The sequence below is a fragment of the Campylobacter sp. BCW_4338 genome (genome assembly GCF_001763255.1).
GTDB classification, from domain to species: domain Bacteria; phylum Campylobacterota; class Campylobacteria; order Campylobacterales; family Campylobacteraceae; genus Campylobacter_D; species Campylobacter_D jejuni.
Genome location: NZ_MJYJ01000061.1, coordinates 105,144 through 121,036, shown reverse-complemented (window position 1 = coordinate 121,036; position 15,893 = coordinate 105,144). Strand labels below are relative to the sequence as shown.

The following is a 15,893-nucleotide window of genomic DNA, read 5'->3' as shown; positions in this document are numbered from 1 at the left end:
TTTTATTTTGAGAATAAATGTATATAAAAGCAAACTTTTTACAAGTTTGCTTTTAAAAGATTATAGTCCTTCAAAAGGATTATTGATTACTTCTTTTCTATCCACTATATAAGGGATAAGAGCTACATGTCTTGCACGTTTGATTGCAACTTCTACCATTTCTTGGTATTTTTTGCTTGTACCTGTTAAACGGCGTGGCATGATTTTAAATCTTTCAGATAAAGCATGTTTTAACATTGCTGTATCTTTATAATCAATAAATTCAACTTTTGCTTCAGTGTATTTGCAATATTTGCGAGAGTATTTTCTTTTTTCTGCCATAGTTTATCCTTTAAAATGGTAAATTAGTATCATCGCTATCATAAGCATCGATATCAATTTCTTTTAATTTTTCTTCGTGTTGTGGGTTTTGGTTTCTTTGTGGAGCAGGGTTTGCTTTTGCTTTATTAAAATTTTGATTTTCACTCATATAAGGATCATAGCTTTGATTTTCATAGTTTCCACTATAATTGTTGTTTGAAAAGCTATTATTGCCAATTCCACCTTGTTGTGGAGCATTGGAATTGCCGCCAAGCATTTCCATATTTTCAACTTGAATGCTATGTTTAGAGCGATTTTGCCCATTTTGATCACTCCATTGTTCAAATCTCAAACGTCCTTCTATGAGTACTTTTGAACCTTTTGTAAGGTATTGGTTTGCAACTTCTGCGGTGCGACCATAAAAGCTTATATCAATAAAGCAAGTTTCCTCTCTTTTTTCTCCATTTGTGGTAAATCTTCTTGTTACTGCGATAGCAGAAGCCCCAATAGCACTACCGCTTTGTGCATAACGCATTTCTATATCACGTGTAAGATTTCCAACCAAAACAACTTTGTTAAACATCTTTTTCCTTATTGAATTTCAGGAGCATCTAAAGGTTTGATTTCTTTTTTAGATTGCTTAATCCCGTGGCTTAGTTTTTCCCAAGCTGCAATTTCTTTTTTGTTTTCATATTTTACGATTAAAAATCTTATTACTTCTTCAGTGATTCTTAACACCCTTTCAAGCTCAGCGATCAAGTTTGTAGGAGCTTTGAAATAAATCACAAAATAAGTTCCTCTTTCGTATTTTTTGATTTTATACGCTAATTTTCTAGTGCCCATTGGAACAACAGTTTCAATTTCTGCACCATTTTTGGTTAGGACTTCTTTAACGAATTCCAACTTCGCATTCACTTCCTCTTCGGTAAGTGTTGGTTTTAAGATAAATAAAACCTCATAATGTTTCATTTTTTCTCCTTATGGATATTAAAGCCCATTTTCATGAGCAAGGATTTTGCATAAAGCAAGACTAAATTATATCAAAATATACTTAATTTATACTTCAATAAGTGTTGTAACTTTTTGTAATTACTGTTTATAATTTAAAGGTGAAATTTTAACCTTTTATCTTAATCCGTGATATAATTAATTTAAGTTGCGAATTGTTAAAAAAGGAGGGTGGATATGAATAGTACGAAACCTATTCGTTGGTTTACTTTTATCGTTTTAGTTATTGGCGGAGGAACTGTTTTTAACTTTCCTCTTTAAAAGATGCCTTTTATGTGCCTATGCAAGAATTTATGAATCTTAGCAATACACAAATTGGACTCGCGCTCTCAGTTTATGGCATAGTGCAAACGGTAGGAAATTTTGCATCTATTTATATAGCAGATAGATTTTCTAAAAAAATACTCATTCCTTTTTCATTGGTTTGTGTGGGTTTGGTTGGAATTTATATTTCTACTTTTCCTTCTTTTTATGGAATTTTAATAGCTTGGGGTTTGCTTTCTTTATTTGGAGAAGTTGTGTATTGGCCTGTTTTGCTTAAAGCCATTCGCTTGCTTGGAGATTCTACTCAACAAGGAAGACTTTTCGGATTTTTAGAAGCAGGACGTGGTGTTATAGATACTATAGTTGCTTTTAGTGCTTTGGGAATTTTTTTACTTTTAGGGTCTGGTGCAGGTGGACTTAAGGCTGCTATATTATTTTATAGCACTTGTGTGATTATAGCAGGTATTTTGGCATATTTTCTACTTGAAGATGACAAAATTAATACCCAAGATGAGCAAGGAAATGAAATCAGCAAAAACAAAACCGCTTGGAATGGAGTTATTAAAGCGATTAAAACTCCTGAAATTTGGGTGGTATCTTTGACCATTTTTACTATTTATTCTGTGTATTGTGGTTTGACTTATTTTATTCCATTTTTAAAAGATATTTATGGTATGGTTGGTGCTTATGGTATTATCAATCAATACACTTTAAAATTAGTAGGTGGGCCAATCGGGGGATATTTAGCAGATAAAACCTTTAAATCTTCAACAAGATATTTGCGTTTTGCTTTGATTTTAGGAGCCTTGGCCATATTAATTTTTGTTTTTATGCCTCATGAGAAATTAAATATTTATTTTGGTATGAGTTTAACCTTAGGTTTTGCCGCTCTTGTTTTTACTATGCGTGCGACATTTTTTGCACCTGTGGATGAGATAGAAGTACCTAGAGAAATTAGCGGAGCTGCTATGAGTATAGCTTGTATTTTTGGTTATTCTCCACAACTTTTTTGTTTTGCGCTTTATGGTTTTATGATCGATCATTTTAAAGGTTTATTAGGCTATCAAATTGTTTTTGCGTTAATGGGGATTTTTGCTATTTGTGGTGTGATTGTAACTACGATTTTACTTAAGATGATAGCTAGAAAAAAAGCATCAAAAGGAGTGGTATCATGAAAATAGGTTTAGAAACTGAAAGCATGCATTTATGGTTTCAAAATGGCAGGATGGATATATTTTCTTATATCGATTTTGCTAAAAATTTGGGCTGTGAGGGTGTGATTATAAATATCATTAAAGATTTTGGTTTGGATGAAGAATGGGGATGCTTAGGAAGCGATGACGAAAATCATCTTAAAAAAATTAAAGCTAAATTGGATGAATACAATATGTATTGTGAGATCGACTCTAAGGGTTTTAATAAAGATAAATTTGAAAAAATTGCTAAAGTAGCTTCTATTTTAGGCGCTAAAATTATACGCTCTTATGTGCCCTTAACCGATAAAAATAAAAAGGTTAAACATGCTAGCGATGGGGCTTATGATGATTCTAAAATTACTGCTAGATTCGATAAAGAAGATTTTTTAGCTACAAAGGATGAAATAAAAGCTTTGATACCGATTTTGGAAAAATATGATTTAAAACTTGCTATAGAAAATCATGAGTATCAAACTTCAGAGGATTTGCTTGATTTGTTGAAATTGATCAATCATCCTAAAATAGGATTTTTATATGATTTTGGAAATTCCATGATGGCCTATGAAGATCCTATAAAAGCTTGCAAAGACATGGCTAAATATACTTTTAGCACGCATTGTAAAGATCATATAGTTTTCATTGAAGAGGGTGTAGAATATGTTTGTGGCGTTCCTTTAGGAGAAGGAAATTTAGACATTAAAACTTGTGTAGAAATTCTTAAAAAAGAAGGACTTGACCGTATTAATGTAGAGCAATGTTATCCTTATTGTGCGACTTTTAAAAGAGAAAAAGGAACAGGCGGGGTTAAAGAATTAGGTAAAGGGGCTTTTAAGATAGAAAAAGCTTTATTTGAAGATTTAAAAGCTATGCAGTATTATTATCCTCAAGAAGTATCTCAAGAATGCTTAGAGAGGCTTTTAAAACTTCAAAAAAAAGGTTGTGAGAAAAGTGTAGAATATTTAAAAAGTATTATTTAGATAAAATTTGGAATAAATTTTGTTTAATATTTTCAAGCATGGCAAAACGTTTTTTATACATGGAGCGTTTTTGTGAAGGGATTTCTTCTAGGTTTTTTTGCGAGTGGTGGAGCTTGTAGTATTTGTGTTTATCGATTTTTATTAATTCTCCACCATTTTCTAGCCAAATTTTTTGATAATCTACAAAATAGCCTTTTTCTTTTCCCTTTTGAGAACGGATTTGATTTTTTTCATGTACACCTAAAGTAGCTTGAAGTTTTAAAATTTCACAAAGCATCTTAGAGCATTCTATAAGTAAAGCAACAGGGCGCAAACCATGACATTTTTTAGTTAAAATTTTATTAATTTCTAAAATATTAAAATCTTTGTATTTATATCCTTGTATGCAAGAAAGTAGAAGATTATTTTCTAAAGTAAAGCAAAAATTACATTGTGAAATAGTGTATTTTTTAAATTTTAAAGAAAAAGCCCAAAAACCTTCTTCGTAAACATTATGGTTATATCCTAAAAAAAGCTCAAAATCTTCATCAAAAGAAAAAATCATTTGTTCTTCGGGAAGAAATTTAAAACAAGTAAGTCCCTTATCAACATCATAAATAAGTGTTTTAACGCGTTCACTTGCTTTAAAACTTTTATCGCAAAATCTTCTTATAGCATTGTAGCAAGCATAGGGTCTTTGAGAGAAAAAGTCTTTTAAATGTTTATTTTTTTCTTCATTAAGCGTTTTTTCTAGAAGTCTTATTTGAGGAAAATATAGAATTTTTCTTGCTTGAAAACGCAAATAGCGCCAAAAGATGATACTTTTTCTTCTATCAGTAAAATTTGGAATAGGGTAGGAAAATTTTTTATTCACCTACAATCCTTGATATATCATTATAAGTTGCAAAGAGCATCAAGCTTAAAAGTATTGCCATACCTGCATAACTTAAGTATTCAAAAGCACGCTGTGGAACCTTGCGTCTAAAAATCATTTCATAAATATTAAAAAGTATATGTCCTCCATCAAGCATAGGAATAGGTAAAAGATTTAAAATGCCTAAATTTATAGAAATTAAAGCAGTGATAAATAAAAGTAAAGTAAAGCTATTTTGTGCAGCCTTTGAGGTGATTTCAGTCATGGTAATAATACCGCCTAAATTTTTTGCTTCAACTTCGCCGCTTATGAGTTTTACTATACCCTTGATGATGAGTGTAGAAGCTTGAAAACTTTCTTGTGCGGCATATTTAAAACTTTCTAAACCTTGATGTTTTACAAGAGTGCTTGTACCATTTGGACTGATTCCAAGTTGAGGTTTTTCAATAATTTGCCCAAAGTCATTGTATCCTTGTCCTATTTTTGGAGTTAAGATAAATTCTAAATTTTTTCCTTCTCTATTGATTAATATTTTCAAAGGCTCTAAACTTAAATGCTTTGAAATTTCATCAAAGCTTTGAATTTTTACACCGTTGATTTCTAAGATAGTATCATTTTTTTGAAGTCCTATGTCTTGTGCAGCAGAGTTTGGCGCTATGTTTCCTATTTGTGGAGCAAGTTTGTTTAGACCTAAATTTCCTATGATAATATAAAGAAAAAAAGCTAAAATCAGGTTGAAAAATGGTCCAGCAAAAAGAATATAAATCTTTTTTAAGGGGCTTAAAATGCTATAGCTATCTTTGTCTAGATTTTCAAAACCAGGACGCATATCATCTTGTCCTTTAAGTTTAACATATCCTCCAAGTGGCAAAGCACTTAAGCGATAGTTTGTGCCTTTAAATTCACGTTCTATAAGACTTTTTCCAAATCCTATGCTAAAGACTTCAACTTTTACACCCAAAGATCTTGCAGCTAAAAAATGTCCTAATTCGTGAAAGAAGATTAAAAATGAGATGACTAAAACAGTTGCTAAAAATTCAATAGAATAAAATTTAATTCCTAAAATCAAAATAATAATTAAAAACAATAAAGATCTCATTTTTCTCCTTTTTTTTGAGCTTTTGTATAAGTATAGATGTATTCAAATCCAGAATAAAGAGTTAAAATCAAAGCTATGTAAAGTAGAATTTCTCCGCCTATCCACTCCATGATTAAAAATCCTATCGCAGTCATTTGAAAAGCGGTTTTAAGTTTGCCTGCAAAAGAAGCATTGACATTTAAATTTTCACTGATCATTACAACTCTAAAACCCGTGATAAAAAATTCCCTTACTAGTATAATATAAATTACCCATTCATTAGCTTTTCCTGTAAGCAAAAGCCCTAAAAAAGCTGCTAAAACAAGCATTTTATCGGCTAATGGATCTAAGATTCCGCCCAGTTTTGTAGTTTGTTTCCAAGTTCTTGCAATGTATCCATCAAAAAAATCACTCAAAGCTGCTAATGAAAAAGTTAAAGCAGCAAAATAGTTAATCCAACTTTGATGAATATTTTCAAAATGATGAATTAATAAAAAAAATAGCAAAGGCGCTAAAACCATTCTAAAAACCGCCAAGATATTGGGTAAATTCATAACAAGCCTTGTGAAATTAAATGTAAAATTATAATCAAAATTGTATAAAATTTAAGCAAAGACTTAGTAAAAATACAAAAAAGAATCAGTTTATTTTTATTTAAATTTTGCTTTTAAGCAAAATTTAAATAAATTTTACAACTTCATCAAAACTAAAACGATTTTTTTGAGGATTTTTTTCATCGTTACAATATCCTAAAGCCACCACCAAACTTGATCTTTCTTTTTGAATATCAAGTGATAAATAAGAATCAAGCTTTTCTTTATCAAAACCACCTATAGTACAACTTGCTATATTTAAAGCATTAGCACTATAAATTATGCTAGCTAGAGCTATATGAGCTTGTTCTCTTGCATAAGATATTTTTTGTTCTTGACTTAGAGATTTTAAAAAAGGCATGTAAGTATGTAAGCGTTTTTGAATTTCTGTTTCGCTCATATCTCTTTTTCTAAGTTTTTCTTCAAAATAATCTAAAAAATCAAGTCTTGAAATGATGATAATTAATGCAGCGCAATCTTTTACATGTTTTTGTTGGTTGCAAATTTTAGAAAGTTCTTCTTTTCTTTTCTCATCTTGTACTACTATAAATTTCCAAGGTTCCAGTCCTAAGGAACTGGGGCTTAATCTTGCTATTTCTAAAATAGAATTTAAATCCTCTTTTTTGAGTTTTTCATTTTTAAAATTTCTACAAGAATATCTTGTGCTAAAAATTTCAAGTTCTTTTTTCATTATTTTTCCTTATAAAATTCGACGACTTCATTAAAATTTAAGCGTTGAGTAGAATATTTTGGTTCGTGGGCTTTATATCCTAAGGATAAAATTACAGCAGTTTCAAAAGGATAAGTTAAATTAAGAAAATCATCAACCTTAGCTTTTTCAAAGCCGCCTATCATACAAGAATCAATACCTAAGCTCATTGCAGCTAGCGACATTTGCATCATAGCAAGATAGCATTGAAGTTGTGCGTAATGATAGAGTTCATTATCATTCATTGCATTGGTTTTATGGGTGTAAATTTCTAAAATTTTTTGAAAATTTTCTTCGCTAGAACCTGAGAAACGACGCACTTGTTTTTGTGTAAATTCATCTTTGCTTTGAAGATCTTTTCTTGCTAGAAAAATAATATTATGACTCGCACTTGCTACATTTTGTTGATTGTAACATAGGGTTGAGAGTTTAAGATTGTGTTCTTTTTGTTCTAATACTACAAATTTCCAAGGCTCAAATCCATGTGAGCTTGGGGCTAAGACTCCACTTTCTAAGATAAAATGCAAATCCTTTTCATTGATTTTTTTATCATTAAAAAGTTTACAAGCTCTGCGTTTTGAAATTAGTTCTTTAAAATTCATTTTATTCCTTAAAATCAAAAATAATAATATTAATTATAAAATGCAAAGCTTAATCAGAAATATTATAGTTTGATATTTTTCTTAAAAACAAAACCGGATTTTTCAAAACCCATTTTTTGGATATAAAATTCATGAGCTTGTGTTCTAAAAAAAACTTGAACTTAGTTCTAATTCTTCATATCCTTGATCTTTTGCCCAAATTTGGATTTTTTTCAAAAAAGCTTGACCTATACCTTTTCCTCTTAAAGTTTCATCTACGACAAAATCACAAATATAAAGACAATGATTATGATAAAGTAGATTAAAGGGTATGACCCCGCAAGCTGCTTTGTAATTTCTCTCATTTTCATAGGCAAAAAGTTTATAATGTTGAGTTTGTGTAGCAAGTTGGATTTTGTCTAAAAAATCTTTCAAAGATAGGTTATTTCTTAATTGTTTTATCAAGGGATAAATTTTTTCCAAGTCTTCTTTTAGCTTAATTTCTTTCATTTTTAAATCCCTTAAATTTCAAAAATCTCAGGTTTTAATTTTAAAAGTAGGCAAAAAGTTGCCAAAACAGCTTGTTCTTGCATAAATTCACGATCTCCATCTAAATAAAGCGTTTCTTGGATAAAAGTTCCATCTCTAAACATTGCACCTATATAAATAGTGCCTGATTTTATTTTTCCCTCATCTTTTTCGCCAACTACTCCGCTAATAGCTAAGGCAAAATCAGGATTAGCTGTTTTAAAAATACCTTTTAGCATAAAATAAACACAACGTTCGCTGTATTCGCCATTATTTTCTAAGACGCTTTCGCTAATTCCAAGCCATTCGTGTTTGATGCGGTTGGAATAACTTACAATAGATCCTTCAAAAATTTCACTTACACCTGAAATTTTGGTTAAGGTGCTTGCACAAAGTCCACCTGTGCAACTTTCAGCAAAAGAAATTTTTAATTTTTTTTCTAAAAGTTTAGAGCTTATAAAATGTATAGGATCTTTACCTAAAAACACCTTTTGTCCAAAAAGATTTTTTACGCTATTTAAAAAACCATCAAGTTTTCCAAAATTAGCGCAAGTGGCCTTAATAAGCACAAGATTATCTAAAAGCTTGGTTGATTTTATACTTATCTCATAAGATTTTGTTAGGGTTTGCAGTAGTAATATAGCGCTTTCATCATCCATGCCAAAAATGCAAAAATATGCAAAATTTAATTTTATATGCCCAAGAAGATCAGGTAATTTTTCACTTGGATTTATTTTAACGACATTGATTTTTGAATTTGAAAAATTACACACAAAGCTATTTTTACTAAATTCTGCTTTATCTGGAACCAAGGTATCATCTTTTAAGATAAGATTATCATCATTTAAAGTTGCTAAAATTTTAGCAACAGTCGCATAATGCAAAGGGCTTGTAAATAAAGTGATAAAATCATACTGATTTAAGAGGTTTTCAAGCAAAAAGGGTAAATCTTTATCGGTTTTATTTTGTATGCGAATTTCGTTAATTTCTTTAAATTTTTCTTCATAAGTTCTATAAATATAATTTTTGAATTTTTCGTTTATAGTAAGCTCATCTCCTATAAGATAAAGCAAATGTTTCATAAATTTTCCTTTTTTTCTTATAATTATAGCCAAAAACAAAGTAGAAATTAAAGCTAATTTGAGTAGAATTTAAGATTATTAAAAATTAGGTGGAAAAAATGGACTACAAAGAAACTCTACTTTTGCCCAGCACTACTTTTGCTATGCGGGCGAATTTAGCGGAACTTGAACCGCAAAGATTTAAAAAATGGTTTGATCAAAATTATGCTTATGAAAAAATGAAAGAAAATCGCAAAAATGCGAAAAAAAGTTTTACCTTGCACGATGGCCCCCCTTATGCTAACGGACATATTCATATAGGACATGCTTTAAATAAAATTTTAAAAGAAACTATTATAAAAACGCATTATTTTAAAGGTGAGAGTGTGCGTTTTACTCCAGGGTGGGATTGTCACGGTTTACCTATAGAACAACAAGTAGAAGTAAAGCTTGGAGAAAAGAAAAAAAGCTTAAGCAAGAAAGAAATTCGTGAGTTTTGCAGACAACATGCGAGTGAATTTGCAGATATCCAAAGAGAAGAATTTAAAAATTTAGGCATTATTGCAGATTGGGATAAGCCTTATTTGACTATGAAATTTGAGTTTGAAGCAGCGATTTATAGAACTTTATGCGAGATTGCTAAAAAAGGCTTACTTTGTGAGCGTTCCAAACCTGTTTTTTGGAGTTGGGCGGCAAAGTCAGCTTTAGCAGAAGCTGAAGTAGAGTATCAAGATAAAGAAGATTATTCTATCTTTGTGGCTTTTGATTTAGATGCAAAAGCTTGCGAAAAATTAGGCGTATCAAAAGCAAGTGCAGTGATATGGACAACTACGCCTTGGACTTTGGTGGCTAATCAAGCTATAGCTTTAAATCCTAATGAAAATTATGTGATCACCAAAGAAGGTTTGATTTTTGCAAGTGCTTTACTTAAAAGTATGGTAGAAAAAGGGCTTACAAGTGGAGAAATTCAAAAAGAATTAAACGCAAAAGAATTTGAAAAACTTGAAGCTATCAATCCTTTAAATGGAAGAAAATCTGTTTTAATTATGGGCGAGCATGTATTGATGGATGGTGGAAGTGGACTTGTACATACTGCACCAGGACATGGCGAAGATGATTACTATGCTTGTTTGAAATATGACATTGAGGTTTTAATGCCTGTTGATGATAGCGGATGTTATGATGAAACTTTAAGAGCTAAAGGGCTTTTGCCTTCTCATTTGCTTGAAGAGTTTATAGGTCTTCATATTTTTAAGGCCAATGAAAAAATTTTAGAACTTTTAGGCGAAAAACTTTTACATTCTTCTAAATTTATACACTCTTATCCATTTTGTTGGAGAACGCATAAGCCTGTGATTTATAGAGCTACTAAACAATGGTTTATTTTAATGGATGAACCAAAACTTCAAGGAAAAACTTTAAGAGAGTGTGCAAAAGAACAACTTTTAAAAACAACCTTTTATCCGCAAAGCGGAGTAAAAAGAATAGGTTCTATGGTGGAAAATCGCCCAGATTGGTGTATTTCAAGACAAAGGGACTGGGGAACGCCTATAGCCTTTTTTAGAGATAAAAACACTAAAGAAGTGATTTTTGATGATGAACTTTTTGACTTTGTAGCAGCTATTTTTGAAAAACACGGTGCTGATGCGTGGTGGGAGTTTGAAATCAAAGATTTAATTCCTGAAAATTCAAAATATAAAGCTGAAAATTTAGAAAAAGTATATGATATTTTAGATGTTTGGTTTGATAGTGGAAGTACTTTTAATGCGGTTTTAAATAGCGGACTTTATGACGCAGGAGAAAAAAGAGCAAGTATGTATTTAGAAGGAAGCGATCAACATCGGGGTTGGTTTCAAAGCTCTTTGCTTGTAGGTACAGCGATCAATGAAAGCGCGCCTTATGAAAGTATTTTAACTCATGGTTTTACTACGGATGAAAAAGGGCAAAAAATGTCTAAATCTAAAGGCAATGTGATTGCTCCTGAATATGTAGTAAAAACCTATGGAGTTGAAATTTTAAGACTTTGGATACTTTTAAGTGATTATTCAAGTGATTTAAAAATTTCAGACAATATCTTAAAACAAGTGGGTGAACAATACCGCAAAATAAGAAATACTATAAGATTTTTACTTGCCAATACAAATGACTTAAAAGATTTAGAAGTTAAAGAATTTAGTTTTATTGATAAATGGATATTAAGTCGTGCAACCAAAGTTTTTAAAGCAAGTAAAGAAGCATTTTTTGCTTATGAATTTGCTAAAGGTTTTAGTTTGCTTTTAAATTTCTTAAGTGCGGATTTAAGTGGGATTTATCTTGATATCAGTAAAGATAGACTTTATTGTGATAGTGAAAATGCTCAAAGAAGAAAATCTGCTCAAGTGGCTATGGCTTTGATAGCAAAAGAACTTTTAAATTTACTTGCTCCAAATTTAAGCTATAGTGTAGATGAGGCTTTAGAACATGCTAATGTTTTAATCAAAGGCGATGCAAAAGATGTATTTGATTTGAGTTTAACTCAGGATTTTGATTATGATTTTGGTATAGATGATACATTTTTAATGAGTGCTAGAGAGAAATTTTTTGAACAAATTGATATGCTTAAAAAAGATAAAATCATTAAATCCACCTTGGAATTAAATTTAAACATTAGTTTTAATAAATTCCCAAATGAGGAATTAGCCGATTGGTTTATGGTGAGTCAAATCAGCAATGAAAATGAAGAAATTTTAGCTGAATTTGAAGTAGAGAATGAGAAATTTAAAATCACCAAATCTTCGCTTTGTAAATGTCCAAGATGTTGGAAACTTCAAAGTAAAAATGAAGAAACACCTTGTTTAAGATGTGAAGAAGTTTTAAAAGGGGTTTAATGTTAGAAAATCCGATTCCAAATAGTATTATCATTGCAACTATAGCGGTGGTTTTGGCTTTTAGTGCTTTAGCAGTATTTTTGATCAAAAAAAACAAAGGAAAATAAATGATAACTTTAAAAGAAGCTTTAAAATACTCCAAAGAAGAACTTGAAAATTTAAAAAAAGAACTCAATGAAAAAGCAAAAAAAGAAAAAAAATTAGGTGCTTATATTGAACAATTTTTAGATAAAGACTTAAGCGTTTCAGGTGAAGGTGTGCCTGTAGCTATAAAAGATAATATCAGCGTAAAGGGCTGGGAGCTTACTAGTGCGAGTAAGATTTTACAAGGTTATATTGCTCCTTATGATGCAAGTGCGATTGTTAATTTAAAAGCTAATGGTTTTTCTCCTTTTGGGCGTTGCAATATGGATGAATTTGCTATGGGAAGTTCAACAGCGAGTTCTTGTTATGGAAAAACTTTAAATCCTTTAAATTTTGAGCGTGTTCCAGGTGGGTCAAGTGGTGGAAGTGCTGCTGCGGTAGCGGGTGGCTTGGCTTTAGCAAGTTTAGGTTCTGATACAGGTGGATCTGTACGCCAACCTGCGGCTTTTTGTGGTTGTGTAGGATTTAAACCGAGTTATGGAAGAGTGAGTCGCTATGGTTTGGCTTCTTATTCTTCAAGTTTGGATCAAATCGGGGTTTTAACGCAAAATGTAGAAGATGCGGCAATTTTATATGATGCGATCGCAGGATATGATAAAATGGATAGCACGAGTGCAAATATCGAGTTTATCAAAACCACTTCAAATTTAAATGCAAATAAAAAATTAAAAATCGCAGTGATTGAAAATTATGTCAATGATGCAGATAGCGAAGTAAAAAACGCACTTTTAAAAACCATAGATATATTAAAAGCTAATGGACATGAGATTGTATATAAAAATTTGCTTGATTCTAAGTTTGATATCGCAGCGTATTATATCATCGCAACAGCTGAAGCAAGTGCAAATTTAAGTCGTTATGATGGGGTGCGTTATGGCAAGCGTTCTGAAAATATCCAAAATTTAAAAGAAATGTATATAAATACACGCAGTGAAGGTTTTGGCGAAGAAGTAAAAAGAAGAATTTTGTTAGGAACTTTTGTTTTAAGCAGTGGATATTATGATGCGTATTATATCAAAGCACAAAAAGCTCGAGCTTTTATCAAGGCAAAATATGAAGAAATTTTGCAAGATTGTGATCTTATTTTTATGCCTGTAACTCCTACAACGGCTTTTAAATTTGATACTCAAAAAAGCCCTATGCAAACTTATTTAGAAGATGTTTATACTATCTCTGTAAATTTAGCAGGACTTGGAGGCATTAGTGTGCCTGTTGCAAAAGATAAAGAAGGGCTTAATATATCAGCACAACTGATTTGCAAAGCTTATGATGAACAAACCTTGTTAGATGGGGCTTTAAGTTTAGAACAAATGATTAAAAATTAAGGATGAAAGATGAAAATTGTAAAAAGAGCTTTAACTTTTGAAGATGTATTACTGCGTCCTGGGTATTCTGAAGTTCTACCTAAGGAAGTAAAAATTCACACTAAACTAACAAAAAATATCACTTTAAATATGCCTTTAATCTCTGCGGCTATGGATACCGTTACCGAACACAGAGCTGCTATCATGATGGCAAGACTTGGAGGACTTGGAGTGATTCATAAAAATATGGATATAGCTTCACAAGTTAGAGAAGTAAAAAGAGTGAAAAAAAGCGAAAGCGGAGTGATTATCGATCCTATTTTTGTAAGTCCTAAAGCAAGTGTTGCGGAAGCTTTAGAAATTATGGCAGAGTATAGAATTTCAGGTGTTCCTGTAGTAGATGAAGATAAGAAACTAATAGGCATACTTACCAATCGTGATTTAAGATTTGAGAGTGATTTTTCAAATTTGGTTGAAAATGTTATGACTAAAATGCCTTTAATTACTGCTCCAAAGGGTTGTACTTTAGATGATGCAGAAAAAATTTTCAGCACCAACAAAGTAGAAAAACTTCCTATAGTTGATGAACAAGGACGCTTGGAAGGACTTATCACTATAAAAGATCTTAAAAAACGCAAAGAATATCCTGATGCCAATAAAGATAATTTTGGAAGATTACGCGTGGGTGCGGCTATAGGAGTAGGGCAAATGGATCGTGTGGATGCTTTAGTTGAAGCAGGCGTTGATGTTGTTGTGCTTGATTCTGCGCATGGACATTCTAAGGGTATTATTGATACGATAAAAGCAATTAAAACTAAATATCCAAATTTAGATCTTATCGCAGGAAATATCGCTACTGCAGCCGCAGCAAAAGCACTTTGTGAAGCAGGAGTAGATGCGGTTAAAGTAGGTATTGGGCCAGGAAGTATTTGTACTACGCGTATTGTTTCAGGTGTGGGTGTGCCTCAAATTTCGGCCATTGATGAGTGCGTGGAAGAAGCAAATAAATTTGGCGTTCCTGTGATAGCTGATGGCGGGATTAAATATTCAGGTGATATTGCAAAAGCTTTAGCTGTGGGTGCGAGTTCTGTTATGATAGGATCGCTTTTAGCTGGAACGGATGAAAGTCCAGGAGAGCTTTTTACTTATCAAGGAAGACAATATAAGTCTTATCGTGGTATGGGTTCGCTTGGGGCTATGCAAAAGGGAAGTTCGGATAGATACTTTCAGCAAGGTACCGCTCAAGATAAACTTGTTCCTGAAGGTATAGAAGGGCGTGTTCCTTATGTGGGAAGTATAAGAAGCGTGGTGCATCAACTTTTAGGAGGTTTGCGTTCTTCTATGGGTTATGTTGGGGCTAAAGATATAGAAGATTTTCAAAAAAGAGCTGAATTTGTTGAAATCACTACTGCAGGGCTTAAAGAAAGTCATGTACATGATGTTACTATCACTCATGAAGCACCAAATTACAAGGTCAATCATCAATGAGTTTTGAAGAAAATTTAAAACACGCTAATGAATCTTTGGAAAAATTAAACAATCAAGAGCTTGCCTTAGATGAAAGTGTAAAAATTTACAAAGAGGGTTTAGAAAGTATCAAAAAAGCAAGACTTGAGCTTGAAAAAGCAAAATTAGAAGTGGAGCAAATCGATGAGTAAAATAGCGGCTTTACAGTTTCCAACTTTAGCTTTAAGTGAATCAAGGCTTGATTATTATCTCAAAGCTTCAAAAGACAATGGGGCAAATTTAGTAGTTTTGGGCGAATATGTGATCAACAGTTTTTTTACAGAACTTTTGCATATGCCAAAAAATATGATAAAAGAACAAAGTGAAGCTAAAAAAGAAAGCTTGATTAAACTTGCTAAAAAATACGAATTAGAAATCATCGCTCCTTATGTAAGCGTTGAAGCTAAAAGTTATAAAAAACTTTGCTTAAAAGTGACTCCAAATGGTGTTAAAAGTTATGAACAGCAAATTTTAATGCCTTATGAACATTGGAATGAAGAAAAATTTTTCAGCAACAAAACTCCATCAGAATTAAAAATTTTTACTTTTAATTATGAAAAATTAAAATGTGCTTTACTTTTTGGTTTTGAGACGCATTTTGATATTTTTTGGCAACAGATTATGGCGAAAAAAATTGATTTGGTTATCGTTCCTAGTGCTTGTACCTTTGAAAGTAAACAAAGATGGGAAGAACTTTTAAAAACAAGAGCTTTTTTAAATTCTACAAGCATTTTAAGAGTAAATCGCATAGGCAAAACAAAAGATGAGTGGAATTTTTACGGCGATACTCTGTTTATCAATGCTTTTGGCGAGATAGAAAGTAAATTAGGTTCTGAAGAAGAAATGCTTATTATAGAGCCTAAAAAAAGTGATGAAGCAAGAAAACTTTGGGGTTTTGATAAAATTCTTAAGAATTTTTAAAGA

The 15,893-nt window shown here is 31.5% G+C and carries 15 protein-coding genes and 3 pseudogenes; 8 read left to right on the top strand and 10 right to left on the bottom strand.

Translation table 11 applies throughout. The features are described 5' to 3' along the window. Positions 1-60 precede the first annotated feature (60 nt). The 3 genes from rpsR to rpsF are packed head-to-tail and all read right to left on the bottom strand — an operon-like array spanning position 61 to position 1,269. Entirely contained in the window at positions 61-321 is a 261-nt protein-coding gene (rpsR, locus tag AJN69_RS06865) for a 30S ribosomal protein S18 (protein WP_002853032.1), read from the bottom strand. Between the two features lie 10 nt (positions 322-331). Beyond that, entirely contained in the window at positions 332-883 is a 552-nt protein-coding gene (locus tag AJN69_RS06860; protein ID WP_002861797.1) for a single-stranded DNA-binding protein, read from the bottom strand. An 8-nt stretch (positions 884-891) separates the two neighbouring features. Next, positions 892-1,269 (bottom strand): 30S ribosomal protein S6, encoded by a 378-nt coding sequence (rpsF, locus tag AJN69_RS06855; protein WP_002812868.1) that lies wholly within the window; start codon positions 1,267-1,269, stop codon positions 892-894. A gap of 216 nt (positions 1,270-1,485) precedes the next feature. Here rpsF and AJN69_RS06850 point away from each other — a divergent pair. Continuing rightward, positions 1,486-2,747: pseudogene (locus AJN69_RS06850) on the top strand (MFS transporter). After that, positions 2,744-3,745, top strand: coding sequence for a sugar phosphate isomerase/epimerase (locus tag AJN69_RS06845; RefSeq protein WP_002870549.1), 1,002 nt, complete (start codon positions 2,744-2,746; stop codon positions 3,743-3,745). The pseudogene AJN69_RS06850 and the gene AJN69_RS06845 overlap by 4 nt, the downstream one beginning before the upstream one ends. Here the strand turns inward: AJN69_RS06845 and AJN69_RS06840 are convergent. From AJN69_RS06840 to AJN69_RS06810, 7 genes and pseudogenes are all read right to left on the bottom strand, one after another. Further along, entirely contained in the window at positions 3,738-4,598 is an 861-nt protein-coding gene (locus AJN69_RS06840) for a VirK family antimicrobial peptide resistance protein (protein WP_070276532.1), read from the bottom strand. The two genes, AJN69_RS06845 and AJN69_RS06840, sit on opposite strands and share 8 nt — an antisense overlap. Then, entirely contained in the window at positions 4,591-5,697 is a 1,107-nt protein-coding gene (gene rseP / locus AJN69_RS06835; RefSeq protein WP_070276533.1) for an RIP metalloprotease RseP, read from the bottom strand. The genes AJN69_RS06840 and rseP overlap by 8 nt, the downstream gene beginning before the upstream one ends. Continuing rightward, positions 5,694-6,230 (bottom strand): CDP-diacylglycerol--glycerol-3-phosphate 3-phosphatidyltransferase, encoded by a 537-nt coding sequence (gene pgsA, locus AJN69_RS06830; RefSeq protein WP_044780215.1) that lies wholly within the window; start codon positions 6,228-6,230, stop codon positions 5,694-5,696. Before pgsA ends, rseP begins: the two co-directional genes overlap by 4 nt. Before the next feature lie 124 nt (positions 6,231-6,354). Then, entirely contained in the window at positions 6,355-6,960 is a 606-nt protein-coding gene (locus AJN69_RS06825; protein WP_044780216.1) for an NAD(P)H-dependent oxidoreductase, read from the bottom strand. Beyond that, complete coding sequence (locus tag AJN69_RS06820; RefSeq protein WP_044780217.1) at positions 6,960-7,580, bottom strand: NAD(P)H-dependent oxidoreductase; 621 nt, start codon at positions 7,578-7,580, stop codon at positions 6,960-6,962. The genes AJN69_RS06825 and AJN69_RS06820 overlap by 1 nt, the downstream gene beginning before the upstream one ends. Before the next feature lie 62 nt (positions 7,581-7,642). After that, a pseudogene (locus AJN69_RS06815) lies at positions 7,643-8,069 on the bottom strand (GNAT family N-acetyltransferase). Positions 8,070-8,080: 11 nt separating this feature from the next. Beyond that, positions 8,081-9,169 (bottom strand): CinA family protein, encoded by a 1,089-nt coding sequence (locus tag AJN69_RS06810; RefSeq protein WP_044780219.1) that lies wholly within the window; start codon positions 9,167-9,169, stop codon positions 8,081-8,083. A gap of 98 nt (positions 9,170-9,267) precedes the next feature. Here AJN69_RS06810 and ileS point away from each other — a divergent pair, with 98 nt between their 5' ends. The 6 genes and pseudogenes from ileS to AJN69_RS06780 all read left to right on the top strand — a co-directional run bounded on the left by ileS (position 9,268) and on the right by AJN69_RS06780 (position 15,890). After that, positions 9,268-12,015 (top strand): isoleucine--tRNA ligase, encoded by a 2,748-nt coding sequence (gene ileS / locus AJN69_RS06805; protein ID WP_070288235.1) that lies wholly within the window; start codon positions 9,268-9,270, stop codon positions 12,013-12,015. Beyond that, positions 12,015-12,126: pseudogene (locus tag AJN69_RS06800) on the top strand (hypothetical protein). Before ileS ends, AJN69_RS06800 begins: the two are co-directional and overlap by 1 nt. Further along, positions 12,123-13,484, top strand: coding sequence for an Asp-tRNA(Asn)/Glu-tRNA(Gln) amidotransferase subunit GatA (gene gatA, locus AJN69_RS06795; protein WP_044780222.1), 1,362 nt, complete (start codon positions 12,123-12,125; stop codon positions 13,482-13,484). The pseudogene AJN69_RS06800 and the gene gatA overlap by 4 nt, the downstream one beginning before the upstream one ends. Before the next feature lie 9 nt (positions 13,485-13,493). Beyond that, positions 13,494-14,951: an IMP dehydrogenase gene (gene guaB / locus AJN69_RS06790; protein ID WP_002870560.1), complete on the top strand. Its 1,458-nt coding sequence runs from the start codon at positions 13,494-13,496 to the stop codon at positions 14,949-14,951. Continuing rightward, positions 14,948-15,121: an exodeoxyribonuclease VII small subunit gene (gene xseB / locus AJN69_RS06785; protein ID WP_002853034.1), complete on the top strand. Its 174-nt coding sequence runs from the start codon at positions 14,948-14,950 to the stop codon at positions 15,119-15,121. Before guaB ends, xseB begins: the two co-directional genes overlap by 4 nt. Next, positions 15,114-15,890 (top strand): carbon-nitrogen hydrolase family protein, encoded by a 777-nt coding sequence (locus tag AJN69_RS06780; protein WP_002853489.1) that lies wholly within the window; start codon positions 15,114-15,116, stop codon positions 15,888-15,890. Before xseB ends, AJN69_RS06780 begins: the two co-directional genes overlap by 8 nt. Positions 15,891-15,893 lie beyond the last annotated feature (3 nt).

Coding starts and splice junctions, on each gene's coding strand:
- AJN69_RS06780 (WP_002853489.1), top strand. CDS start 15,114: ATGAGTAAAATAGCGGCTTTACAGTTTCCAACTTTAGCTTTAAGTGAA.
- ileS (WP_070288235.1), top strand. CDS start 9,268: ATGGACTACAAAGAAACTCTACTTTTGCCCAGCACTACTTTTGCTATG.
- AJN69_RS06845 (WP_002870549.1), top strand. CDS start 2,744: ATGAAAATAGGTTTAGAAACTGAAAGCATGCATTTATGGTTTCAAAAT.
- AJN69_RS06825 (WP_044780216.1), bottom strand. CDS start 6,960: ATGAAAAAAGAACTTGAAATTTTTAGCACAAGATATTCTTGTAGAAAT.
- pgsA (WP_044780215.1), bottom strand. CDS start 6,230: ATGAATTTACCCAATATCTTGGCGGTTTTTAGAATGGTTTTAGCGCCT.
- AJN69_RS06860 (WP_002861797.1), bottom strand. CDS start 883: ATGTTTAACAAAGTTGTTTTGGTTGGAAATCTTACACGTGATATAGAA.
- guaB (WP_002870560.1), top strand. CDS start 13,494: ATGAAAATTGTAAAAAGAGCTTTAACTTTTGAAGATGTATTACTGCGT.
- rseP (WP_070276533.1), bottom strand. CDS start 5,697: ATGAGATCTTTATTGTTTTTAATTATTATTTTGATTTTAGGAATTAAA.
- AJN69_RS06820 (WP_044780217.1), bottom strand. CDS start 7,580: ATGAATTTTAAAGAACTAATTTCAAAACGCAGAGCTTGTAAACTTTTT.
- rpsF (WP_002812868.1), bottom strand. CDS start 1,269: ATGAAACATTATGAGGTTTTATTTATCTTAAAACCAACACTTACCGAA.
- xseB (WP_002853034.1), top strand. CDS start 14,948: ATGAGTTTTGAAGAAAATTTAAAACACGCTAATGAATCTTTGGAAAAA.
- gatA (WP_044780222.1), top strand. CDS start 12,123: ATGATAACTTTAAAAGAAGCTTTAAAATACTCCAAAGAAGAACTTGAA.
- AJN69_RS06810 (WP_044780219.1), bottom strand. CDS start 9,169: ATGAAACATTTGCTTTATCTTATAGGAGATGAGCTTACTATAAACGAA.
- rpsR (WP_002853032.1), bottom strand. CDS start 321: ATGGCAGAAAAAAGAAAATACTCTCGCAAATATTGCAAATACACTGAA.